The 22,873-nt window shown below is 74.7% G+C and carries 24 protein-coding genes and 1 pseudogene; 12 read left to right on the forward strand and 13 right to left on the reverse strand.

The features are described 5' to 3' along the window. Window positions 1-3 precede the first annotated feature (3 nt). The 5 genes from ND486_RS19970 to typA all read right to left on the reverse strand — a co-directional run bounded on the left by ND486_RS19970 (window position 4) and on the right by typA (window position 7,949). A complete protein-coding gene (locus ND486_RS19970; RefSeq protein ID WP_062400437.1) occupies window positions 4-978 on the reverse strand; it encodes an ABC transporter permease in 975 nt (324 codons plus the stop codon). A 21-nt stretch (window positions 979-999) separates the two neighbouring features. Further along, on the reverse strand, window positions 1,000-1,932 hold the full coding sequence (locus tag ND486_RS19975) for an ABC transporter permease (RefSeq protein ID WP_062400435.1): 933 nt from the start codon (window positions 1,930-1,932) through the stop codon (window positions 1,000-1,002). Window positions 1,933-2,018: 86 nt separating this feature from the next. Then, the gene (locus ND486_RS19980) at window positions 2,019-3,722 is read right to left on the reverse strand and encodes an ABC transporter substrate-binding protein (RefSeq protein WP_251785727.1); all 1,704 of its coding nucleotides are present in this window, start codon (window positions 3,720-3,722) and stop codon (window positions 2,019-2,021) included. Between the two features lie 319 nt (window positions 3,723-4,041). Beyond that, entirely contained in the window at window positions 4,042-5,901 is a 1,860-nt protein-coding gene (locus ND486_RS19985) for an ABC transporter family substrate-binding protein (protein WP_251785729.1), read from the reverse strand. Between the two features lie 152 nt (window positions 5,902-6,053). Continuing rightward, window positions 6,054-7,949, reverse strand: a complete 1,896-nt coding sequence (gene typA / locus ND486_RS19990) for a translational GTPase TypA (RefSeq protein ID WP_208819368.1) — start codon at window positions 7,947-7,949, stop codon at window positions 6,054-6,056. 124 nt (window positions 7,950-8,073) lie between these two features. Here typA and ND486_RS19995 point away from each other — a divergent pair, with 124 nt between their 5' ends. Continuing rightward, window positions 8,074-8,223 carry a hypothetical protein gene (locus tag ND486_RS19995; RefSeq protein WP_208819333.1) on the forward strand — a complete coding sequence of 50 codons (150 nt, stop codon included), beginning with the start codon at window positions 8,074-8,076 and terminating at the stop codon, window positions 8,221-8,223. 255 nt (window positions 8,224-8,478) lie between these two features. Here ND486_RS19995 and ND486_RS20000 read toward each other — a convergent pair whose 3' ends face one another. Then, window positions 8,479-9,471 (reverse strand): hypothetical protein, encoded by a 993-nt coding sequence (locus ND486_RS20000; RefSeq protein WP_251785731.1) that lies wholly within the window; start codon window positions 9,469-9,471, stop codon window positions 8,479-8,481. A 78-nt stretch (window positions 9,472-9,549) separates the two neighbouring features. Continuing rightward, window positions 9,550-10,377, reverse strand: coding sequence for an NUDIX domain-containing protein (locus ND486_RS29295; RefSeq protein ID WP_308215866.1), 828 nt, complete (start codon window positions 10,375-10,377; stop codon window positions 9,550-9,552). 95 nt (window positions 10,378-10,472) lie between these two features. Here ND486_RS29295 and ND486_RS20010 point away from each other — a divergent pair, with 95 nt between their 5' ends. From ND486_RS20010 to ND486_RS20020, 3 genes are all read left to right on the forward strand, one after another. Further along, the gene (locus ND486_RS20010; RefSeq protein ID WP_374107531.1) at window positions 10,473-11,468 is read left to right on the forward strand and encodes an ABC transporter ATP-binding protein; all 996 of its coding nucleotides are present in this window, start codon (window positions 10,473-10,475) and stop codon (window positions 11,466-11,468) included. Further along, window positions 11,465-12,394 (forward strand): ABC transporter permease, encoded by a 930-nt coding sequence (locus tag ND486_RS20015; RefSeq protein WP_251785736.1) that lies wholly within the window; start codon window positions 11,465-11,467, stop codon window positions 12,392-12,394. Before ND486_RS20010 ends, ND486_RS20015 begins: the two co-directional genes overlap by 4 nt. 105 nt (window positions 12,395-12,499) lie before the next feature. Then, window positions 12,500-12,799, forward strand: a complete 300-nt coding sequence (locus ND486_RS20020; RefSeq protein ID WP_062400425.1) for a 4a-hydroxytetrahydrobiopterin dehydratase — start codon at window positions 12,500-12,502, stop codon at window positions 12,797-12,799. A gap of 67 nt (window positions 12,800-12,866) precedes the next feature. Here ND486_RS20020 and ND486_RS20025 read toward each other — a convergent pair whose 3' ends face one another. Continuing rightward, window positions 12,867-13,664, reverse strand: a complete 798-nt coding sequence (locus ND486_RS20025; RefSeq protein WP_251785737.1) for a carbon-nitrogen hydrolase family protein — start codon at window positions 13,662-13,664, stop codon at window positions 12,867-12,869. A 200-nt stretch (window positions 13,665-13,864) separates the two neighbouring features. Here ND486_RS20025 and ND486_RS20030 point away from each other — a divergent pair, with 200 nt between their 5' ends. Next, the gene (locus tag ND486_RS20030) at window positions 13,865-14,935 is read left to right on the forward strand and encodes a 3-deoxy-7-phosphoheptulonate synthase (RefSeq protein ID WP_251785739.1); all 1,071 of its coding nucleotides are present in this window, start codon (window positions 13,865-13,867) and stop codon (window positions 14,933-14,935) included. A gap of 11 nt (window positions 14,936-14,946) precedes the next feature. Here the strand turns inward: ND486_RS20030 and ND486_RS20035 are convergent, their stop codons facing one another. From ND486_RS20035 to ND486_RS20045, 3 genes are read right to left on the reverse strand one after another with little or no spacing between them, the layout of a single operon-like run. Beyond that, window positions 14,947-15,366: a hypothetical protein gene (locus ND486_RS20035; RefSeq protein ID WP_083474545.1), complete on the reverse strand. Its 420-nt coding sequence runs from the start codon at window positions 15,364-15,366 to the stop codon at window positions 14,947-14,949. A gap of 47 nt (window positions 15,367-15,413) precedes the next feature. Next, window positions 15,414-15,902, reverse strand: a complete 489-nt coding sequence (locus ND486_RS20040) for a GNAT family N-acetyltransferase (protein WP_251785740.1) — start codon at window positions 15,900-15,902, stop codon at window positions 15,414-15,416. After that, a complete protein-coding gene (locus ND486_RS20045) occupies window positions 15,896-16,387 on the reverse strand; it encodes a GNAT family N-acetyltransferase (RefSeq protein ID WP_251785742.1) in 492 nt (163 codons plus the stop codon). The genes ND486_RS20040 and ND486_RS20045 overlap by 7 nt, the downstream gene beginning before the upstream one ends. 140 nt (window positions 16,388-16,527) lie before the next feature. Between ND486_RS20045 and ND486_RS20050 the strand changes: the two genes are divergently transcribed. From ND486_RS20050 to ND486_RS20060, 3 genes are all read left to right on the forward strand, one after another. Continuing rightward, the gene (locus ND486_RS20050; protein WP_168172178.1) at window positions 16,528-16,683 is read left to right on the forward strand and encodes a hypothetical protein; all 156 of its coding nucleotides are present in this window, start codon (window positions 16,528-16,530) and stop codon (window positions 16,681-16,683) included. 48 nt (window positions 16,684-16,731) lie between these two features. Further along, entirely contained in the window at window positions 16,732-17,334 is a 603-nt protein-coding gene (locus tag ND486_RS20055) for a thermonuclease family protein (protein ID WP_251785744.1), read from the forward strand. A 61-nt stretch (window positions 17,335-17,395) separates the two neighbouring features. Further along, window positions 17,396-17,953 carry a TetR/AcrR family transcriptional regulator gene (locus ND486_RS20060; protein WP_208819352.1) on the forward strand — a complete coding sequence of 186 codons (558 nt, stop codon included), beginning with the start codon at window positions 17,396-17,398 and terminating at the stop codon, window positions 17,951-17,953. An 88-nt stretch (window positions 17,954-18,041) separates the two neighbouring features. On the opposite strand, the gene ND486_RS20065 is transcribed toward ND486_RS20060, so the two are convergent. After that, complete coding sequence (locus ND486_RS20065; RefSeq protein ID WP_251785745.1) at window positions 18,042-18,671, reverse strand: hypothetical protein; 630 nt, start codon at window positions 18,669-18,671, stop codon at window positions 18,042-18,044. Window positions 18,672-19,414: 743 nt separating this feature from the next. Between ND486_RS20065 and ND486_RS30070 the strand changes: the two are divergent. The 3 genes and pseudogenes from ND486_RS30070 to ND486_RS20075 form a co-directional block, all read left to right on the forward strand. Further along, a pseudogene (locus ND486_RS30070) lies at window positions 19,415-19,615 on the forward strand (GNAT family N-acetyltransferase); the annotation flags it as partial. A gap of 194 nt (window positions 19,616-19,809) precedes the next feature. Further along, window positions 19,810-20,682, forward strand: a complete 873-nt coding sequence (locus ND486_RS20070; RefSeq protein ID WP_251785747.1) for a chromosome condensation regulator — start codon at window positions 19,810-19,812, stop codon at window positions 20,680-20,682. A gap of 236 nt (window positions 20,683-20,918) precedes the next feature. Further along, window positions 20,919-21,752 carry a MarR family transcriptional regulator gene (locus ND486_RS20075; RefSeq protein WP_251785749.1) on the forward strand — a complete coding sequence of 278 codons (834 nt, stop codon included), beginning with the start codon at window positions 20,919-20,921 and terminating at the stop codon, window positions 21,750-21,752. A 7-nt stretch (window positions 21,753-21,759) separates the two neighbouring features. On the opposite strand, the gene ND486_RS20080 is transcribed toward ND486_RS20075, so the two are convergent. Next, window positions 21,760-22,320 carry a TetR/AcrR family transcriptional regulator gene (locus ND486_RS20080; RefSeq protein ID WP_251785750.1) on the reverse strand — a complete coding sequence of 187 codons (561 nt, stop codon included), beginning with the start codon at window positions 22,318-22,320 and terminating at the stop codon, window positions 21,760-21,762. 90 nt (window positions 22,321-22,410) lie between these two features. Between ND486_RS20080 and ND486_RS20085 the strand changes: the two genes are divergently transcribed. Continuing rightward, window positions 22,411-22,872, forward strand: a complete 462-nt coding sequence (locus ND486_RS20085; RefSeq protein ID WP_251785752.1) for a nuclear transport factor 2 family protein — start codon at window positions 22,411-22,413, stop codon at window positions 22,870-22,872. The last annotated feature ends 1 nt before the right edge of the window (window position 22,873 follow it).

Genomic DNA, 22,873 nt, shown 5'->3' on the forward strand with positions numbered 1-22,873 from the left:
GGGTCAGTTCCTCCCGCGCAGCTTGGGGTCGAGGGCGTCGCGCAGGCCGTCGGCCACGAACGCGAAGCCCAGCGTGGTGATCGCGATGGCGGCGGACGGGAAGATCCACAGGAAGCTCTTGCCCGGCACCGACAGGTACTGGGAGGCCTGCGAGATCAACCGGCCCCACTCGGGGACGTCCGGCGGGACGCCGACGCCGAGGTAGGACAGGGTCGCCATCGCGACGACGACCACGCCGATCGAGGTGAACGAGTACACGAGCACCGGAGCCACGGCGTTGGGCAGGATGTGCCGGGTCAGGATCCGCCGGGTGCCCGCCCCGATCGAGCGGGCCGCCTCGACGTACTCGGCCTCCCGCAGGGCCAGCACCTGGCCGCGCATCAGCCGGGCGGTCGTCATCCAGCCCAGTGCGACGAGCGCGATGACGACCGGCAGCGTCCCGCCGCCGACCGCCCGGACGATCACCAGTGCGCCCACCAGCGGCGGGAACGCCAGGAAGATGTCGATGATCCGGGCGATGACCGCGTCCCAGGCGCCGCCCTTGAACCCGGCGAGCGCACCGAGCGTGAGCCCGAGGACGAGGGAGAAGAAGACCACGGACAGACCGACGATCATCGCCAGCCGGACGCCGTAGATGATCCCGGAGTACAGGTCGCGGCCGAGGACGTCGGTGCCGAAGAAGTGCGCCGACGACGGCGGCTGCAGGGTGTTGAGCAGGTTCTGCTCGAACGGGTCGTAGGGCGTCGAGAACGGCGAGATGATCGCCATGACGATCTCGAACGCGACGATGACCAGCCCGGCCATCGCGAGCTTGTTGCGGCGGTAGCGCCGCCAGATCTCGGCGAACTGGCCGTTGGACCGCGCGCGACGGGGACCGTCGGGCGCCGGTGTGACGGCCTCGGCGGGGTCGCCGCCCGGCAGTCCGAGCGCGGCGGCCGGATCGGTGGCCGGCGCGCCGGGGGTGGGTGGTGGGTTCATGCGAGGGATCGCCTCACTCAGTCAGCTCAGGCGGATGCGCGGGTCGAGGTAGGCGTAGAGGATGTCGACGAGCATGGAGAGCAGCACGTAGGCCACCACGCTGTAGACGACCACCGCCATGATGACCGGCGCGTTGTTGTTCGTGATCGCGCGGGCCAGCAGGAATCCGGCGCCGTTGTACTGGAACACCGTCTCGGTGACGATCGCGCCGCCGATGTAGGTGCCCAGGGTGAGCCCGACGAACGTGACGACGGGCAGCAGCGACGTCCGCATGGCGTGCCTGCCGATGACCGTCCGCTCGGACAGCCCCTTGGCGCGTGCGGTGCGGATGTAGTCGGCCTGCAGGACCTCCAGCATCGACCCCCGCATCAGCCGGGCGACGAACGCCGACTCGATGATCGCGAGGGTGAACGCGGGCAGGATCACGTCCCAGTACCAGGGCACCTCCTCGAGGAAGCTGCGCGGTACCGGCGGGAACGGCCCGACCCCGGAGACGTTCGCGACCAGGAAGATCGCGACGACGAACACCGGGACACCGATGCCGATGGTGGAGACGACGGTGACGAACACGTCCCAGAACGAGTAGCGGCGCACCGCGGCGATCACGCCGGCCGTCACCCCGAACAGGACGAGGAACAGCAGCGCCACGACGGCGAGCAGGATCGTGTTCGGGACGGTCTCGGCGAGAAGCTGGGAGACCGGGCGCCGCTGGTCGAAGTCGAGACCGAAGTCGCCGGTGACCATGTTGCCGAGGTAGTTCACGAACTGGACCGGCAGCGGCTGGTCGAGACCGAACTTGGCGCGGTTGATCGCGGCGACCTCGGGCGGGACGACCTTCTCCCCGGTGGAGGCGAAGGGGTCGCCGAGCGAGAACGTCGCGATGAAGATCAGGAACGCGGTGACGACGACGACCAGGATCCCCTGGAGCAGCCGCCGAAGGATGAATCTGCCCATGGAAGCACGGACTTTCGTGTGGTGGGAACGCCGCACGACGGCCCGCGTCCCGGGGTCACCGGGACGCGGGCCGCGTCAGCGGGACGTCACTTGAGGGTGATCGTGTCGAACGTCGGGTCCTCGGAGAAGTCCATGTTCACGTTGCCGAACTTCTCGGTGTTGACCAGGCGGGACTGCTGGCGGAACCAGAGCGGGATCAGCGCGAGGTCGTCGCCGATGGCGATCTTCTCGGCCCGCTTGTAGAGGTCGTTGCGGGCCGCCTCGTCCTGGGTCTGCGCGGCCTGCGCGAGCAGCTTGTCGAACTCCGGGTTGGAGTAGCGGCCACGGTTGTCGCCCTGGGCCGGCTCGCTCGGCGAGGCGGCACCGATCGACTGGGTGGCCAGCAGCGGGAACAGGTAGTTGCCCGGGGTCGGGTAGTCCGCGCTCCACGCCGCACGCCAGAGGCCGGAGGCCTCGGGCTGCTGCTCGTTGTCGAGCAGGTCACGGAACGGCACACCGGTGTAGGTGACCTTCAGCCCGAGGTTCTGCTCCAGCTGCTGCTTGACCGCCGCGGTCCACTCCTCGTGACCGGCACCGGTGTTGTACTGCAGCTTCACCTCGGTGCCGGGGGTGAGACCGGCCTGCTGCGCGAGCCGCTTCGCCTCGTCCGGGTTGTAGGTGCACGCGGTGCAGACGCCCGGGGTGTACGCGTCCGGGAAGTTCGGCGGGATGAGCGCGTCGGCCGGCGAGGTCGAGTTCTGCAGCACACCCTGCACGATCGCGTTGCGGTCGATCGCCATCGAGACGGCCTTGCGGGCGTCCGCGCTGTTCAGCGGCGTGGTGGTGACCGAGACCAGCAGGTAGTTGTTGCCGTTGGTCTTCTTGTTCAGCCACTTGCCCTGGGGCTCGTAGGTCGACTTGGCCTGGTTCAGGACCGGGGTGGGCATGCGCGCCCAGTCGAACTGGCCGTTCTGGAAGCCGTTGTACTCGGCGGTGACGCCGCCGCCCTCACCGGACGGGACGATGGTGATCTCGACGGCGTCGAGGTTCGCCTTGGTCCCCGCGGTGTAGGCGTCGTTGCGGACCAGGCGGATGCCGCGGTCGTGCTGCCACGGGCCGTCCATCTTGAACGGGCCGTTGCCGACCGGCAGGTCGTTGTAGGTCTTGTTGTCCGCCGCGCCCGCGGTCGAGGGGACCGGGCTCAGCGCCGGGTGGTAGGTCCGCAGCTCGAACTCGCAGTCGGGCTTGGACAGCGTGACCTTGAGCTGGTTCGGGTTCGTCGCGTCCACGCCGGACAGCGCGTTGGCGGTCCCGGCCTGGATCTGGTCGTAGCCCTGGACCTCGTCCAGGTGGTACGAGACCTCCGACGCCGAGGCCTTGGCCGCGGTGCGCTCCCAGCCCCGCTTGAACGAGGTGGAGTTCAGCACCTCGCCGTTGGAGAACTTCTGGTCCGGCTTGAGGTCGAACACCCACTGCGTGCAGTTCTGGTTGGGCGTCCACTTCGACGCGACGCCGTCGTAGACGTCGCCGTTGGGCTTGACCCGGATCAGGCCCGTGAACAGGGCACGGTTCACCAGGGTCCCCTCGGACTCCTGGGTGTTGTACGGGTCGATCGCGGTCGGTTCGGTGATCGCCAGCCGGAACGTGCCGCCCGGCTTGCCGGGCACCTCCGGCTGGTCAGGGGTCTCCTCGAACCCGGCGGCGGTGTTGCCGCTGCCCCCCGTGTTGCTCTGCTGGCTGCAGCCGGTGAGGACGAGCCCCACGACCGCGGTCAGGGCGATGGCCGAGGCGGCCGCCCTTCTTCCCCTCATCTGCCGTGCCTCTCGAGATGTCGTGGGTGCACGCCGTTGTCGCACCCGTCCGGGACGCGACGGACCGCCGGATGTGTGCCGGGGCCCGTCGGGAGGCACGCTAGGAATCGCGGCCCTCCAGCAGCGAGGTCCGACGCCGATCGTGGCGAAACGGTGACCATTGAACGGCGTAACGGGCTCGCAGCCGAACCGGACAGTAACAACGGGACCGTTGCGTCGCACAGCCCTCGATGCATGCCGAAACACAGTTGGTACTTACGTACCACTCGCCGTCACCGTGCAGCAGCGGAGTGCGTCCGAACGGACGCGTCCGACGGTGTCAGTTCGGGTCGTCGTCGCCGGTCGGGCGCTCGCCCGAGCCCTCCGGCTCGGCCCAGGTCCGGGCGCCCGACATCGGGCCGGTCGCGATCGGGCCGGGCGTGACCCGGGTGGCCGCGTCGGTCTGCGGGTTGCTGACGACCAGACCCTGCGCCTGGTACAGCGGCAGCGCGGGCAGCTGGCGCCACAGCACCCGCTCGGCCTCGGCGACGACGGCCGGGTCCGGGCTCTCGGCGACCAGCAGCTCGTCGAGCAGCGGCTGCAGGGCGGGGAAGCAGGCCACGCCCGGCAGCTCCCCGGGCACCGCGTCCGCGGGGCAGCCGTAGTCGGAGTCCAGTCGCGGCCCGATCGCACCGTAGGCGGCACGGGGTGCGACGAGCACGTCGACGGCGACCGGGGTCCCGGAGTCGGGGGAACCGGACGTCGTCGGGGCGGCGGTCGCCGTGGTCGGGGCCGCCGGGGGCGTGGTGACCGGTGCGGCGCTGCCGCCGGGGACCGGGCCCGCACCCGGGGCGGGGGTGGTGGTCGGGGTCGGCGTCGTCGGGGCGACGCTCGGGTCGGTCAGCAGGTCCGGTGCCGACGGGGCGACGATCGTGGCGCCGATGCCGCCGGCCTTGAGCTGCTCGGCCACGACGCGGGCGACGTTCACGTCCTCGGTCCGCTCGGCCCCGGCGCCGATGACCACGCCGAGCGGGCGCCCGCCGAGGGTCCACCGGCCGTCCTGACCACGGACGTAGCCCGCCTCGGTGAACGCGGCCGCGGCCGCCGCCGCATCGGGCCGGCCGGGGGCGCCGGCGGGAGCGGTCGGCGCGTAGCCGGGATCCGACGGGGCGGCGCCGAAGGCGTTCACGGCCACGGCGTCGGGGTTGACGCGCTCGCGGATCGCGTCGCGGTCCAGCAGCGCAGCGACGCCCTCGCGGACCCGGGGGTCGGCCAGCGGACCGTCGGTGGTGCGGAACTCCAGCTGTTCGACGGCCGGGCGCGGCCCGCGCTGCACCGTCGGCGGCCGGGGGCCCCGGGCCAGGACGTCGAGGGCCTGGGTGATCTCCGGCCGGGCGTCGGGCAGGGCGAGGTCGACGCCCTGGCTCTCCAGCGCCGTCGGCAGGGTGTTCGCCGGGATGCGGCGCAGGATGATCTCGTCGACGACCGCGGCGGTCGCCCAGTACGGGTCGTTGCGGGCGAGCAGGACCTCGCCGCGGAGGCGGTCGACCTGCATCAGCCGGAACGGGCCGCCCGAGGCCGGCACCCCGCCCGCGAACGGGGCGGTCCAGCCGCCCGGCGCGTCCTTGAGCAGGTGCGCGGGCAGCAGGTTGCCGAACAGCTCCCGCCAGTGCGGGTAGGGCTCGCGGAACACGACGTCGACGGCCTTGCCCGCGGCACGCGAGCGCACGTCGGTGATCTCGCGGTAGCCCGCGGCGCCGATCGTGTTGGGCCGGCTGCGCATCTGCTGCCAGAGGTAGACGAAGTCCTCGGCGGCGATCGGGGCGCCGGTGGACCACCCGGCGTCGCGGTTGAGCTCGTAGCTGACGGTGAACGGGCTCTGCGAGGTGACCGTAGCGGACGTGGCGACGGTCGTGTCGAGCTGCGGTACGCCGCGGTCGTCGGGCCGGAACACCGACGGCAGCGTCATCGACGCGATCGCCGTGGTGACCGCCGACTGGTCCGACCGCAGGTGCGGGTTGAACCCGGGCCCGAGGTCGTCGACGCCGACCACCACCCGGGTGGGGGCGGTGACCGGCTCGGTCGGGCGGTTCGTCTCCGGCGGGGGTGCCGGCTGCGGGTCCGCCGCGCAGCCCGTCAGCGCCAGCAGGGCGACCAGCAGGAGCGCCGGGAGCGCCCGGAAGCGTCGACGTGCTCTCACGTCCGCAGTATCCCCACCGGGGCGGGCACGCCCGCCGGACGGGGTCCGGCGGGCGCCACCGCTCTGCTCACCGCTACGCAGGAGGGCCGGGTGTCGGTGAGGCTGTGCTCTGCTCACCGATACGCGACACTGCAGCGCACGGGCCGTACGGGTCACTTCGTGGCGTTGGCCGCGGCCTTCGCGCGGGACCGGGCACGGGCCCGCAGGTTCGGGTCCAGCTCGATCTTGCGGATCCGGACGTTCTCCGGGGTGATCTCGACGCACTCGTCGGTCGCACAGAACTCCAGCGACTGCTCGAGGCTCAGGATCGTCGGCGGGATCAGCTTGACCAGCACGTCGGAGGTCGACGAGCGGATGTTGGTCAGCTTCTTCTCGCGGGTGATGTTGACCTCGAGATCCTCGTTGCGGGTGTACTCCCCGACGACCATCCCGCCGTAGACCAGCGTGGTCGGCCCGACGAACAGCGTGCCGCGGTCGGCGAGCTGGTCGATCGCGTACGGGGTGACCGGCCCGGAACGGTCCGAGATCAGCGAGCCCTTGTTCCGGGTGCGGATCTCGCCGACCCAGGGGCCGTAGCCGTCGAAGACGTGGCTGGCGATGCCCGCGCCGCGGGTGATCGTCAGGAACTCGGTGCGGAAGCCGATCAGGCCGCGGGACGGGACGCGGAACTCCATCCGGACCCGGCCGTCGCCGTGCACCATGTCGCCCATCTCGCCCTTGCGGGCGGCGAGCAGCTGGGTGACGGCGCCGAGGCTGTCCTCGGGCACGTCCACCGACAGCTGCTCGAACGGCTCGTGCAGCGTGCCGTCGACGGTCTTGGTGACCACCTGCGGCCGGCCGACGGTCAGCTCGAAGCCCTCGCGGCGCATGGTCTCGACCAGGATCGCCAGCGCGAGCTCGCCGCGGCCCTGGACCTCCCAGGCGTCGGGGCGCTCGGTCGGCAGCACGCGGATGGACACGTTGCCGACCAGCTCGGCGTCGAGCCGGCCCTTCACCAGGCGGGCGGTCAGCTTCTTGCCCGGGTGCGGGTCGCGGCCGGCCAGCGGCGAGGTGTTGGTGCCGATCGTCATCGAGATGGCGGGCTCGTCGACGTGGATGCGCGGCAGCGCGACCGGGGACTCCGGGTCGGCGAGGGTGTCGCCGATGGTGACCTCGGCGATGCCCGCGACGGCGACCAGGTCACCGGCGCGCGCCTCGTCGGCGGGGACGCGGGTCAGCGCCTCGGTGCGCAGGAGCTCGGTGATCTTCACCCGCGGCGTGGTCCCGTCCTCGCGGCACCAGGCGACCTGCTGGCCGCGGCGCAGCACGCCGGCGCGGACGCGGCACAGCGCGATGCGGCCCAGGAAGCTGGACGCGTCGAGGTTCGTGACGTGCGCCTGCAGCGGGGCGTCGACGTCGTCGGCGGGCGGCGGGACGACGTCGAGCAGGGTCTCGATGAGCGGCTCGAGGTTGTCGGAGTCCGGGAGCTCGCCGTCGGCCGGACGGATCCGCGAGGCCTTGCCGGCGCGGCCGGACGCGTAGACGACCGGGAGGTCGAGCAGGTGGGCGGTGACCGACTCGTCGAGCTCCAGCTCGTCGGCCAGCTCCAGCAGCAGCTCGAGGGACTCGTCGACGACCTCGGCGATCCGGGCGTCGCCGCGGTCGGTCTTGTTGACCACGAGCATGACGGGCAGGCCGGCGGTCAGGGTCTTGCGGAGCACGAAGCGGGTCTGCGGCAGCGGGCCCTCGGAGGCGTCGACCAGCAGCACCACGCCGTCGACCATGGACAGGCCGCGCTCGACCTCGCCGCCGAAGTCGGCGTGGCCGGGGGTGTCGACGACGTTGATCGTCGTGCCGTGCCAGTTCACCGCCGTGTGCTTGGCGAGGATCGTGATGCCCTTCTCGCGCTCCAGGTCGTTGGAGTCCATGACCCGGTCGACGAGCTCGGCGCGCTCGGCGAAGGCACCGGACTGGCGGAGCATCGCGTCGACGAGCGTGGTCTTGCCGTGGTCGACGTGCGCGACGATCGCGACGTTGCGCAGCTCGGGTCGACCGGCCCGATCGGGCACGGCGTCGCTCTCGAGCGAGGAACGAGCGTCGAGGGCCGAGGCGGAACGAGGGATGGTCACACCTCAACGGTATCCGCTGCAAGTCCTTCACCCCGCCCCGGGCGCAGGTTAGCCTGACCTCATCATGAGCAAGGTCAAGAAGAAGTGCTGCCGGTCCAAGCCGAAGCGGTGCAAGAGCTGTCCGGTCGTCGCACTGCGGCTGCGCAAGGCGGGTGCGGACGATCTGAGCGGCAAGGCACTCACCCGCGCGATCAAGATCGCGCGCATCTACTGAACGGACGTATGACCCGCTGACCTGCGACGACGTCGCACTGCGGGGTGCGTGCGCACCGCCTGTCCGGCAGGAGGGCGGCAGGCGTGTCGACGTCGTCCGGCAGGTCCGGGTCGTCGTGCGCCCGGACCCCGGACCGGCCTTCATGATCACCCCGTACGCTGCGACGACGCGTCCGCTGCGCGGTGCCGGCATGGCCGGAATCACAGTCGTCCGAGTGGTCCGGTGACACCGTGTGTGGTGGCGTTCGCCGGTCGTTCACCCCGCGGCCCGCCCCGCGGTACCGCCGGGCCCCGCCGGGTGCCCGGTCACCGCCTCGCGGAGGCGGTCCAGGAGCTCGTCGGGGCACCGGAGCTCCGCCGGTTCGACGACGAGCGTCCGCCACCCGTGCCGGCGCAGCACCGCCCGCCGCCACGCGGGGCCGCAGCCGTCGGCGCCGGTCCCGGGGTCGACCGGGTCGTGCACCTCGACCGCCAGCCGGGCCGCGGGGAACGCGAGGTCGAGCAGCACCCCGGCCACGGTGACGTCGGTGCGCCAGGCCCGCACCCCCCTCCGGGCCAGCAGCGCCCGCAGCCCGTGCCGGGCCCGGACGGCGCCCCGGCGCGACGCCTCCGCCAGCATCCGGCCGACCGGGCCCGACCCGTGCGCACCGAGGTTGCGGGCGTGCGCCTCGACCAGCTCGGCCGCACCGACGGAGCCCGTGGTGAGCACGTGGTCGAGCAGCGCGTCCCCGGGGACCGACGGATCGGCCGCGGCCTCCAGCACCGCGGCCGTGGGACGGGCGACGACCGCCCCGTCGTGGGTGACGACGTCGCGCGGGTCCAGGTCCCGGCGCCGGACGAGGACCCCCGCCCGCGACCGCGGAGCCCGCCGGCGCGGCACGGTGACCGTGACGACCGCGGGTGCCGACGGGATCAGCCCCCACCACCAGGCCGCGGCGGCACCGGTCAGCACGGCGTCCTCCCCCGCCCAGAGTGCGGCGGCGCGGACCCGGGACCGTTCGCTCGGCGGGTGGGCGGTGTGCCGGTACACGCGGGGGTGCACGGGGATCCAGCGCCGGGCGGCGAGCCTGCGGTCGACCTGGTCGGTCGACAGGCCGTGGGCCAGCGCCTGCGCCCGGGTGACCAGGCCGTCCTGCGCGGCGACGAGCCGGGCGAGCGGGTCGGTGCCGCGCGACGTGCGGCGGCGGGCCGCCCCGTGCGCGGCGGTCGGGAGGACGGACGGGACGGGGGCGGTGGTGTTCCGGTTCATGCGGCTTGGACGACGCCCGGCCCGGATCGGTTCCACCGATCCGACGGTGATCGTCGTTCCGGCACCGGGGACCGCGCGTCAGGTCCGCAGCAGGTCCACCAGCTCGGCGACGACGGCCCGGTCAGCGTCGAGCCAGCCCAGGGCCGCCACCTCGTGCGGCCCCACCCAGCGCAGCGCCCGGTGCTCGCGGGCCTCCGGCTCCGGGGAGCCGGCCGCCGCCCGGGCGGTGTGGATCCGCAGCACGCGTCGCCCGATCGGCAGGTCGGTGCCCAGCCGCTCCCCGACCACCACCCGGGCGCCCAGCTCCTCGGCACACTCCCGGACCAGCGCCTGCTGCTCGCTCTCGCCGTCCTCGACGCCGCCGCCGGGCAGCTCCCAGCGTCCGGCCAGCTCGGCCGGGTAGGAGCGCTGGGCGACGAGCAGCCTGCCGTCGCGGACGATCGCCGCTCCCACGACCACCCCGGCCCGGCCCAGCTCCCCGACCCGCTCGGCGAGCACGTCACGGCGGGCCCGGAGCAGCCGCGCACCGTAGTGACGCAGCACCGGGTCGGAGAGGCGGCCGAGCACACCGAGGGGCGGCTCCCAGGTGAGCTCGTCGTGGACGTGGCTGCCGCCGCCGTCCGCGGGCGTGACCCGGGTCGAGTGCCGCAGCACCGCCGCGGGCCCCGCCGCCAGCTCCGACCACAACCCGTCGGCCCCGGCGCGGGTGATCCGGGTCCGGCAGGCGGGGAACCCGCCGGGCAGCGCGACCCGGATCTCGTCCCCGGCCACGAGCAGCGCCGACGGCGCGGTGAACCGGGCTCCCACCCGCGCGACCGCGCGGGCCGAGGGGGCGGACTCACGCAGCACCCCCGCGACGAGTCGGGGCGGTCCGTCCACATGATGGTCCAGGCTCAGCACCGGCACACCGCTGATCCTCGCAGCCGGACCCGCACCCGGCCGGGCCGACCGATCTCGCCGAAACGGCCCGCTCGCGGCGCCGCACGGTCACGCTGGGTCCCGTGTACCGGACGTCCGCCCCCGCCGACTCCCCCGAGCCGACCGCCGCGCCCCGCCCACCGGCCGTGCGCGCGATCGGCCTGTCCCGCGGCTTCGGCGCGGTGCGCGCGGTCGACGGGGTGGACCTCGACGTGCCGATGGGCGCGGTCCTCGGGCTGCTCGGCCCCAACGGCGCGGGCAAGACGACGCTCATGCGGATGCTGCTCGGGCTGCTCGCCCCCACCGACGGCGAGGTCGAGCTGCTCGGACGGCGGCTGCCGTACCGCGCGTCGGAGGTGCTGCCGCACGTCGGAGCCCTGGTCGACGCGCCCGCGCTGCACCCGCACCGCACCGGCCGGCAGAACCTCCTGCGGGCCGCGGCCGCCGAACCGCTGCTGGACTCGGCACGGATCCCGGCCGCCGTCGACGCCGTGCTGCGCCGGGTCGGGCTCGCCGAGGCGGCCGACCGCCGCGCCGGTGAGTACTCCTCGGGGATGCGGCGGCGCCTCGGTCTGGCCGTGCCGCTGCTGACCCGGCGACGTCTGGTCGTGCTCGACGAGCCGACCGACGGGCTGGACCCGGCGGGGACCCGCGAGGTGCGCCGGCTGATCGCGGAGATGAACGCCGCGGGCGCGACGGTGATCGTCAGCTCGCACCTGCTCGGGGAGATCGAGGCGACCTGCAGCCACGTCGCGGTGCTCCGGGCCGGGCGCCTGCTGTGCGCCGGCCCGCTCGACGAGCTCGTCGACTCCGGCCCGTCGGCGCTGGTGGTGACGACGCCGGACGGCGAGCGCGCCGTCGCGGCCCTGCTGGCCCGGGGCATCGACGCCGAGCCGGGAGCCCGGGACCGGGTGTTCGTGCCGGCCGGGCCCGCCGCGCCGGACGTCGTCGCGACGCTGGTGCACGCGGGTGTCGCCGTGCACGGGGTGACCCGGCCCGCCGCCCGGCTGGAGGAGTTCTTCGCCCGGCTCACCGAGGAGCCGGCCCCGGCGGGTGCCGGGTACGGAGCGGGACGGTGAGCGCGGGCGTGCGTCCCGAGCACACCCGGGGCACCGCGGCTCCCCGGCCCGACGACGACTGGGCCGCCGCCCCCCTCCCCCGGACCGGGCCGTCCCCCTCGGAGGCACCGGCACGGGTGCGGTCCGCGGGCTCGCGCTCCGGCCCCACGGCCGGCCGGGCGGCACGCCGCCCCACCTCGGCGCCCTTCGGCCGGCTGCTCCGCTCGGAGCTGGAGCTGGCCCTGCTGCGTCCGCGCACCGCGGTCGTCCTCGCGGCGGCCGCGCTGGTGCCGCTGCTGGCGACGATCGCGCTCGCCACCGACGCCGGCCGCCTGTCCTTCGCACTCGGGACCCTGACGGTCGCCCTGTCCGAACCCGCGGCGTTCGCGCTCGGGATGCCCGTCGTGCTCGTGGCGGCCGACGCGTTCGCCGCGGAGCGGGCCCGCGGGACCCTCGACGCGTTGCGGCTGTCCCCCGTCGGCCCGGGACGACTGCTCGGGCTCAAGGCCGCCGCGGTCGCGGTGACCTCGCTGCTCGCCGCGGCGACGACGGTCGTCTCCGCCCTGGTCTGCGGCGGCCTCGCCCTGGGTTCCGGCCCGTTCGGGGCGGGCGCCACCGTGGCCCGGGCCCTGGTGCTCACCGGCTGGGCCGCGGTGCAGCTGTGCGGGCTGGGGATGCTGCTGCTGGCGATGTCGGCGCTGGTCCGGCGCCCCGCCGGGGTGGTCGCGACCGGTCTGGCCGCGCTGACCGGCGCGCCCCTGGCGACCGTGCTGTGGGAGCCGATCGCGCCGGTCCTGCCGTCCGGGCACTGGCACGAGGTCCTGGCCGGGATCCTCGCGGTGCCCGCCGACCCGTCGGCCCTGTGGGCGACCACGGCGCGGGCGGCCGGCTTCGCCGTCGCCGGGGCGGGTGCCGTGGTCTTCGCCCTGACCCGCCGCGACGGCTGAGCGCTCCCGGCCGGCCGCCGCTCCACCGGGAGCGGGCTGCTCCACCGGGAGGATTCGGACACCCTCCACCGCGACGGGGTGCGCCGTCTGCGCCACGATGGGGCGATGCCCACCCCGACGCTGACCGACGCCGAGATCGCCGACGCCCTGCAGAAGCTGCCCGGTTGGGACCGCGACGGCGACTCCATCGTCCGCACCGCCACCCTGCCCGACTTCGAGGCCGCGATCGCGGTGGTGGACCGGGTCGCCGAGGACGCCGAGGCCGCCGACCACCACCCGGACATCGACATCCGCTACGCCACGCTGACGTTCCGGCTGTCCACGCACTCCGAGGGCGGACTGACCGCGAAGGACGTCGACCTCGCCGCGCAGATCTCCGACCGCCTCAGCACCGCGGGCGGCTGAGCCGCCCCGGGCGGCCGCCGCACCGCCGAACGGCCGGACGCGGCTCAGACGAACGGCCGGACGCGGCTCAGAACCGCCGGTTGGCCAGCACCGGGATCTGCTCGCGCACGGCCGTGGCCGCCGCCGGGTCCACGTCGACCACGAGCAGCCCGGGCTCGGCGCCGAGTGCGTCGACGACCTCGCCGCGCGGGCCGGCGACCAGGCTGTACCCGATCCCGGTCGGCGCCTTGCCGTGCTCGCGGCCGACCGTCGTCGGGTCGGCCTGGTCGCACGCGACGACGAACGAACCGGTGTCCAGCGCACGGGCCCGCACCAGCAGCTCCCACTGCTCGCGCTTGCCCGGTCCCGTGCCCCAGGACGCGGGGACCAGCAGCACGGTGGCGCCGTCGTCGGCGAGGCGCTGGTACAGGCCGGGGAAGCGCACGTCGTAGCAGGTGGACAGGCCGACCGTGACCGGCTCGTCACCGCCCACCCCGACCACGACCGGCTCGGTGCCGGGCTCGACGGTGTCGGACTCGGCGAAGCCGAACGCGTCGAACATGTGGATCTTGTCGTAGTGGGTGTCGACGCCGCCGCCGGTGGCGAGCAGCGTGTTGCGGACCCGGCCGTCCCCGGACGGGGTGAACATCCCCGCGACGACGGTGGTCCCGGCCGCCGCGGCGACCTCGCGGACCCGCGTCGCCCACGGTCCGTCCAGCGGCTGCGCGACCGGGCCGAGCGCGACCCCGAAGCAGCACATGGTGGCCTCGGGGAACAGCACGAGCTGCGCGCCGGCGTCGGCGGCCGCGCGGGTGCGGCGCTCCACCTCGGCGAGGTTCTCCTCGGGATCCGGGGTGGACACGATCTGGGCGAGGGCGATCCGCATGTGCCGGTGGTACCACGCCTGCCGTCGGCGTGGGGTACGGTCGCCACGTGCTGAACGCGTACTACTGGTTTCGCCGGCCGGCCCGGGATGGGCTGGCAGGTGCCGTAGCGCGCTGACCTCCATCCCCTCGAGCCGGCATTCCAGACCGGCTCGGTCGAGGTGATCCGGGGCGGTCCGCCGGGTAAGGACCACCGTCTCCGATGAGTGCGAGCACCACCCCCCTGCAGGTCGCCCCGACCGACGACCGCCGCATCGAGCGGATCAGCCCGCTGATCTCGCCCGCACTGCTGCGGCACGACCTGCCCTGCGACCCCCGGGTCGCCGAGACCGTCACCCGCGGCCGCGCCGCGGTCACCGACGTCCTCGACGGCGACGACGACCGGCTGCTCGTCGTCGTCGGGCCGTGCTCGGTGCACGACCCGGACGCCGCCCTGGACTACGCCCACCGCCTCGCCGCCCGGGCCGGGGAGCTGTCCGGCGAGCTGTGCGTGGTCATGCGCACCTACTTCGAGAAGCCGCGCACGACCGTCGGCTGGAAGGGCCTGATCAACGACCCGGGCCTGGACGGCACCTTCGACGTGAACCGCGGGCTGCGCACCGCGCGCAAGCTGCTGCTCGACATCTCCGCGCTCGGGCTGCCGGTCGGCTGCGAGTTCCTCGACCCGATCACCCCGCAGTACATCGCCGACGTGGTCACCTGGGGCTCGATCGGCGCCCGCACCGCGGAGAGCCAGGTGCACCGCCAGCTGGTCAGCGGCCTGTCGATGCCGGTCGGGATCAAGAACGCCACCGACGGCGACATCCGCGCCGCGATCGACGGGATGCGCGCGGCCGCGGCGTCGCACGTGTTCATGGGGGTGAACGCCGACGGGCTCGCCGGCCTGGTCACCACCACCGGCAACCCGGACACCCACGTCATCCTGCGCGGCGGGGCCACCCCCAACCACTCGGCCGCCGACGTCGCCGCGACCGCCGACGGGCTGCGTGCGGCGGGTCTGCCGGAGCGGGTCGTCGTCGACGCCAGCCACGGCAACAGCGGCAAGGACCACGTGCGGCAGGCCGGCGTCGTCGCGGAGCTGGCCGAGCGGATCGCGGGCGGCGAGCGGGCCGTCACCGGGCTGATGATGGAGAGCTTCCTGGAGGCGGGACGCCAGGAGCTGGGGCCGGACATGGTCCGCGGCCGCTCGGTGACCGACGCCTGCATGTCCTGGGGCACCACCGACGAGCTGCTGGGCACGCTCGCCGACGCCGTGCGCCGCGGCCGCCGCTGAGCCCGGGCCGCTCACCCCGGGCCGTCCAGCCGGTCGAGGACCCGCCGGCGCAGCAGCTCGTACTGCGCGCGGCAGCGCCGCGGCGGGCCCTCCGGGCGCACGACCACCCGGGGCGGGTGGACCGTCTCCCCCGGGCCGAACTGGTCCCGGGTGAGGTCCACCTCGGCGCCGCCGGGCAGCCGGTTCCACCAGTGGTAGCCCTGCAGCCGGCCGTCGGCCTGCCACACCTCGGCCAGCAGCAGGTCACCGCCGAACAGGTCGTGCAGGACCAGTGCCGTCGCCCCGCACTGGCCCCGCGACGGACGGTCCGGGGTCCAGCCGGTGACGTCCGCGACATCGCAGGTGTCGCGGCCCCAGGAGGCGCGCAGCGCGGCGGCCACCCGGGCCGGGACGGGTGGCGAGGCCGGGGGCGACGGCAGGGCGCTGGTCATGGCTTCGACGCTACGACCGACCCCCGACAGTTCCGCGTCGCCGCAGGTCAGCCGACCGGCGGAGCGAGGTGCCTGGCCATCAGGACGTCGTCGACGGCGACCCCGTCGATCACGAACTCGGCGCGCAGCACGCCCTCCTCGACGAACCCGCAGCGGCGGTACAGCTCGCGGGCCCGGGTGTTCGGGCCGAGGACCCGCAGCCTGACCTTGCGGCCGCCGCTGTCGCGGGCGCGGGCCACCGCGGCGTCGACCAGCGCGCGGCCGACGCCGCGGCCGGTGTGCCCGGGGTGCACCGCCAGCCCGCCGATGCAGCGGACGTGGTCGTGCGCCGGGACCGCGGGCGGAGCGGCCCCGACGATCACGTAGCCGGCCACGGCGCCGTCGTCGTCGGCGACGAGCACGTCCCCGACCGGGGTCCGGTCGAGGAACGGCTCGGGCCGCGGCGGGGCCGGGCTGACCTCCGCGGTCCAGGTCAGGGCGTCGATCCGGGTCAGCCCGGGGTCGTCGGAGGGTGCCGCGGGCCGGACGGTCAGCACCGCGGGGCCGGACGGCCGACGGGCCGGTCCATCCGGGTCTCGCTGATGCCGTCGGGCCGCTCGACGACACCCCGGTCGACGAACCCGAGCCGCCGGTAGAACGCCGTGGCGCGGTCGTTGCCGATCACCACGTGCAGTGCCAGCGTCCGGGCGCCCCATGCGGCGGCGCGGTCGAGGACCGCGTCGACGAGCGCGGTCGCGGCGTCGCCTCCGCGCGCGTGCGGGGCGACCCACAGGGCGATGAGGTCGGCGACGCCGTCGCCGTCCGGCGGGACGGCCACGACCTGCCCGGCGGGGCGGCCGCCGACCTCGACCACCAGGTACCGGCCGGGCGCGGCCAGCCGGTCGCGCCACTCCCGCTCCCCCGCGCCGAGCCAGTCGGTGAGCCGGCTGTGGAACGCGTCGGGGGCCTCGGCCAGGGCGGCGAGGCGCAGGTCGCGCCAGGTCTCCCAGTCGTCGGGTCCCAGCTCCCGGACGGTGATCACGCATGGCCTCCCGGACGGACGGAGGCGCCGAACCTAGCAGCGCCCCGGAGCGGTCCCGCCGCGTGTCCGGCGATCGACAATCCTGATGAGGTTGGTCCGGACGGCGCAACATCGGCCCGCTGTCCGGCGAGAGGACCGGCATGACCGCGCCGCGCCGCCGCACCCGTCCCACCGGACCCCGCCTGCTGCTGGCCGGCGCCGTCCTCGCGCTCGCCCTGTTCGGGACCGGGGTCGCCGGGCCCGCCTCCGCGGGCACCGGTTGTTCCGCGGCCTGGACCGCGGCCGGATGTCCCTGATCCCGCCCGACAGGCAACCGGACGCCCGATTCGGTACGAACTCCAGTCATGCTGCCCGAACCGCGCCACCGCGCCCGGACACTCCAGTCCGCCTGGTCCACCGGCCCACGCCGCATGATCGCGATGCTGACCGTGCTGGCGCTGGTCGCCCTCGGAATCGTCGGGGGGCTGACGATCGGCCGGATGTCCGACGGCCCGGCCCTGGCCGGCGAACCGGCGGGGACGGCCGCGCTCGGCCCGCTCACCGGCCCGCCGACGTTGTACGGGCGGGTGCAGCGGGTCGTGGACCCGGCGACGGTCGTGGTGGACGTCGGGGGCCGTCCGGTGACGGTGTCGGTGATCGGTGTGGACACCGCGTCGACGCCGCCGTGCGCGCGGGCCGACGCGCAGCGGTTCGCCCAGGGCTTCCTCGACGGTCAGGAGGTCACGCTGGTGCCGGACCCGACGCTGCCCGCTCCGGCGGCGGACGCCCCGACCTGGCCCGCGTACCTCGTGGTCGGGACGCAGCAGTCCTACACCGACGCGGCGCTCGTCGCGGGCTGGGTGGGCCCGGGGCAGGGCCGCTACCGGCCGGGCTTCGAGGCCGGGCAGCGCATCGCGCAGGACCGGCGGGCCGGCATGTGGGGGCCGCCGTGCAACCGGACGTCCTGACCGGACGGCGACGCGGTGGGTCGTCGCAACCGGGTGTCACCCGTTCGGCAGAATGCTGAGCGTGGATCCCCGGGCGGTGCGCACACGACGACGTCTCCAGGACGCGCTGCTCGCGCTGGCCAGGGAGCGCACCCTCGAGTCGATCACGATCGCCGACGTCGCGGAGCACGCGTCGGTGAACCGCAGCAGCTTCTACCAGCACTACACCGACAAGGAGATGCTGCTGGCCGACGCGCTCGCCAACCGGGCGGCGGACGCCGGGGCGGACCTGTCGGACCTGTCGATGGACGACATCGGGCCCGAACCGCCCGCGGCGCTGCTGCGCTGGTTCATCCATCTGGCCGAGCACGCCCCGCTGTACCGGCAGGCGCTCGGCGGTGCCGCGGCGCCGGACGCGGCAGCCGGGATGCGCCGGCGGATGCAGTCGGTCGTCGCCGACACGACGGTGCGGCTGGGTGTCTCCGAGGACGCGTTCGGCATGCCGCTGGACGTGTTCGCCGCCGGCCTGACCTGGACACTGCTCGGGGTCGCGGCCAGCTGGCTGGAACGCGACCCGCTGCCCCCACCCGACGTCGCGGCCGGGTGGGCGTGGCGGATGCTGGTCCGCCGGGACTTCTGAGCTCCGCTCGGAGGGACCGGTCGGCCGTACCGCCCGGGCCGGGTCAAGCGGCCCGGGCGGTACGCGCCTCGCGGTTGTCCCGCGGAGTTCAGCCCTGGACGATGCCGGAGTTGCCCTGGTCGACCGTGGTGGTGGACTGCGACACCGGGCCGCCGGACAGCAGGCCGCCGATGTTGATCGACGGGTTGACGGTGGCCGCGACGTCGATCAGGCCGCCGCGCTGCGAGGCGTGCCCGCCGCCGCCGTGCGTGCCGCCGGACTGCAGGATCCCGCTGTTGGAGTCGTCGACGGTGGTGGTCGACTGCTGCACCGGGCCGGAGTTCAGGATGCCGCCGATGTTGGCCGACGGGCTGACGTCCAGTCCCAGCCCGACCAGGTCGTCGACCTGCACGGCGTCGCCCGCGCCGCAGCCGCTCTGCACGATGCCGGAGTTGGACCGGTCGAGCTTCGTTGTGTGCTGGGAGACCGCACCCTGGTTCAGGATGCCGCCGACGTTCAGCTGCGGGTCGACGGCCGCGTCGAGGCCGAGCAGGCCACCCTTCTGCGAGGCGGACGACGGCGCGCAGTCGCGGCCCTTGTCGTGGTGCTTGCCGCCGTCGCCGTAGTCACCGGCGAAGGCAATTCCGGCCGAGCCCAGGACCAGCGGGACGGACAGGACGCCGGCGGTGGCGATCCGCCGGGCGTTACGACGGGCGGGGGTCGTCTCGGGGGCGTTCATGGCACTCCTTCTGTGGCGATGTGATCCGGCCGTCGTACTGACACTCCGTCACTGGCCGGTGCCGCAGAACGTACGGACGCCGATCACCGAAGCGAGAGCACCCCCTCGTTCGGGCGGCGTTATGCCTGTTTCCGTTCCCCCGGACCGACCGTTCGCCGCTGATCAACTACACACAGTGCTATCCGTCAGGTGTCGTTTAGCTACTCTCCGTAGAAGATCGACAGCTCGCCGATCGTTACAGAAAGGCACTGAGAAGTGGGATGGATCACATCGGCGCAACGACGGGACGGAACGGGCGTCTCTAGCTCCCGGAGTCACCGCCGGACCCGCCCGGTAGCCCTCCGACACCCGCGACCACCTGCGGGAATGGGCCGTACGGCGCGACCGGACTCGACCGTTCGTCGCGCGGGGCGCGGCCGTCGGGTGTGTATCGATCGCCGAACGGCGGCACGGGACGGGGCTGGACAGCCTTTCGCACCAGACTGTCGCAGGTCGGCGCGGTCCCTCACGATGGTCAACGACGTGGTCCGTCCGGAGTAACGCTGTCGGTGCAGATCACTCCTCCGCCGGGTCATCCCGCCGCGCGCGGGCCGCGACGGCGCCCGCCGGCCGGAAACCCGGTGACGCACCGGACGGGTGACCGCGATCCTGGGCGGGTGCACATCGGGCTGAGGCGCCTCGACGAGTCCCTGCTGGCGGCGTTGTGCGACACGGCAGCGGCCGGGGCGGACCCGCTCGAGGTGATGCCCCCGGTGCCCGGCCCACCCGGCTGGACGACGCCGCGGCGCGCGGCGTTCGTCGCGTTCCACCGGGAGCGGTCGGTCGCGGCGCAGGTGCCGGTGGAGCGGACCTGGGCCGTCGTCGTCGACGGGGAGGTGGCCGGCGCGGCGCGGCTCGAACCGGTCGAGGGCGGCGAGGAGGCCGGGATCTGGCTGGCCCGGCCGTGGCGGGGCCGCGGGGTCGGCGGGGCGGTGCTCCGCATGCTCGTGGCACGCGCCGACGGCCCGGTCGTCGCGGAGACGACCCCCGGCGAACGCCGCGGCGGTCGCGGTGCTGCGCGGACTGGGCGCGGACGTGACCGTCGACGACGACGCCGTGCACGGCCGGCTGGGCTGAGCCGGCCGTGCATCCTGGCGACATGGGCGTCCTCGCCGCGGGCCGGCGGCACTCGGCCGGGCTGCGGGCGGACGGGACCGTCGTCGCGGTCGGGGACGGCCGCGCCGGGGAGTGCGCCGTCGACGGCTGGACCGGCGTCGTCGCCGTCGCGGTGGGGAACGTCCACACCGCCCGCAACACCGGCCGCACGCACACCGTCGGGCTGCGCGCCGACGGCACGGTCCTGGCCACCGGCCGCGACGACGACGGCGAGTGCGCCGTCGCCGGCTGGCGCGGGGTCGTCGCGGTCGCCGCGGGGTGGCGCCGCACGCTGGGGCTGCGCGCCGACGGCACCGTGCTCGCCGCGGGCCGCGCCGCCGAGGGCGCGTGCGCGGTCGGCGGATGGCGCGGGGTCCGGGGCCTGAGCTGCGGCGACTGGCACTCCGTCGGGCTGTGCGAGGACGGCACCGCGGTCGCCACCGGCAACGACCGGTACGGCCAGTGCGCGGTCGGCGGATGGCACGACCTGGTCGCGGTGTCCGCCGGGTACCTGCACACCGTGGGGCTGCGGGCCGACGGCACGGTCGTGACCACCGGGCGGGGTGGCGGCGACGTCGCGGGATGGCACGACGTCGTCGCCGTGTCCGCGGGCAGCGGACACACGGTGGGGCTGCGCGCGGACGGGACGGCCGTCGCCGCCGGGGACGACGACCTCGGGCAGTGCGCCGTCGGGACCTGGCGGGACGTGGTCGCGGTCGCCGCCGGGTCGGCGCACACGATCGGCCTGCGGGCCGACGGGACCGTCGTCGCTGCGGGCGAGGGCTCCGACGGCCGCTGCGACGTCGACGGCTGGACCCTCGCCGTCACCGCGCCGGGCGGATCCTCGGGTGCGCGATCGTCCCGTCGGGGCGGGTGAGGCCGCACGCGAGCCGGACCGGGCCGTCCGGGGGTCCCCGGCGACGTCGGCCGCCCGGGGCGCCCATCCGACCGGGCACGGGCCGCGCGTCGACGGACCGGTGCACGAGGCCTGCCTCGCCGAGCCCCGCCCTACCGGCGACGCCGCCACGGGGTGCACCGGGACCGGCCGGCCGGTGTCCACCGCCCGGCCCGGGTGGCCGATCAGTTCCGCACGCCCGCCCGGTCGTACCGGTCATGTCCTCCGCACACACCGCACGCCGTATGTTCGGGCTGACCGAGCCGATCTGCCTGGCCACCTATCTCGCCGACGAGCCGAACGAGGAGCTGGCCGCGCTCGGCCACCGCACCTACTGGGACGGCTACTTCGCGAGCCGGGCCGCGCCGCTCGGCCGGGTCCCGGCCGAGGTCGTGCACGCGGCGTTCTACAGCTTCGCCGACGGCGAGGCCGCCCGGCACATCCCGAGCGCCTGGGTGACGGTCCCGCCGGAGGAGTCCTTCGCCGCGTGGCGACGGGGCAGCGTCGCGGCACTGCGCCGGATCCTCGGCGCCGAGCTGTCCGGGTCGCCCGGCGTGACCCGGGCCGCCGACCTGCTCACCACCGCCGCGACGAGCGCCCCCACCGAGGGCCGGGTGATGTACGCGGGGATGCGCACCCTGGAGGTCCCCGGCGACCCGCTGACCCGGCTGTGGCAGTCCGCGACGACGCTGCGCGAGCACCGCGGCGACGGGCACGTCACCGCCCTGCTCGCCGCGCGGGTCGGCGGCACCGAGGCCCACCTGCTGTCCGCGCTGGACATGGGCATCCACCCGCCGGAGACGTTCGGGCGCGTGCACCACCTGCCGGCGGCCCGGCTGGCCGATGTCATGTCCGGGCTGCGGCGACGCGGCCTGGTCGAAGACGACGGACGGCTCACCGACGCGGGCCGGGACGTCAAGGCGCGCGTGGAGGCGCTGACCGACGAGCTCGCCGCGCCGCCGTACGCGGCCCTGTCCGACGCGGAGCTCGACGAGCTGGTCGCGGAGCTGGAGCCGCTGTCCGCGGTGATGTCGGCGGCCTGGTCGCAGTGACCGCCGGTCAGGGCAGCAGCGCCGCCACCGCCGCGCGCGCCTGCCGCGCCGGCTCCGGGCTCCCGCCGATCGCCGCGGTCACCATCGCCCCCTCCGCGAGCAGGCAGACCGGCTCGACGGGATCCACCCCGGCCGCCGACGCCCACTCCCCGAGCTGCCGGTGGAACAGCTCCTTGTGGCTGCGCACCTCGCGCAGCACCGGCTCCGAGGTGCTGCCGAGCTCGCCGTAGGCGTTGATCCACGCGCAGCCGCGGAACCCGGGCCGGGCGAACCACTCCCCCAGCCAGTCGAAGACGGCGAGCAGCCGCCGCTGCGGGTCCCCGACCCGGGTCACGTACGCCGCCAGGTCGCCCCGCCAGCGCTCGTCGCGCCGACGGAGCACCGCGACGACGAGGTCCTCCTTGGTCGCGAAGTCCCGGTAGATCCGCGTGAGCGGGAGCCCCGACGCCGACCTGACCCGGTCCATCCCGACGGCTCGGATGCCGCGCTCGTAGAACAGCAGCTCCGCTGCGTCCAGCAGGCCGTCCCGGTCGAGACGGGCCTGTTCCTCGGTGATGGCCGCGGGCACCGATGACCTCCTTGACATCGAGAACGATCGTTCCCTACGTTACCGGAGCAGATCGAGAACGCTCGTTCTCGACTGACCGAGGAGACAGTCGTGGCCGATGGCCGTCCGCCCTACCCGCCGTTCACCGCGGAGACCGCACGCCAGAAGGTGCAGGCCGCCGAGGACGCCTGGAACACCCGGGACCCCGAGCGCGTCGCGGGCGCGTACACACCGGACTCGGTGTGGCGCAACCGCGACACCTTCGCCACCGGCCGGCAGGAGATCGTCGAGCTGCTGACGGCGAAGTGGCAGCGCGAGCAGGACTACGCGCTGCGCAAGAGCCTGTGGGCGTTCGACGACAACCGCATCGCCGTCCGGTTCCAGTACGAGTCCCGCGACGCCGACGGCCGGTGGTGGCGCAGCTACGGCAACGAGCTGTGGGAGTTCGACGAGCTGGGACTCATGCGGCGGCGCGAGGCCAGCATCAACGACGTCCCGATCACCGAGGCGGAGCGGCGGATCCACGGTCCGCGCCCCGAGTCCGAGCGGGGTGTCGACATCCCGCTGCAGTGAG

It is taken from the genome of Pseudonocardia sp. DR1-2 (genome assembly GCF_023717215.1).
GTDB classification, from domain to species: Bacteria; Actinomycetota; Actinomycetes; order Mycobacteriales; family Pseudonocardiaceae; genus Pseudonocardia; species Pseudonocardia alni.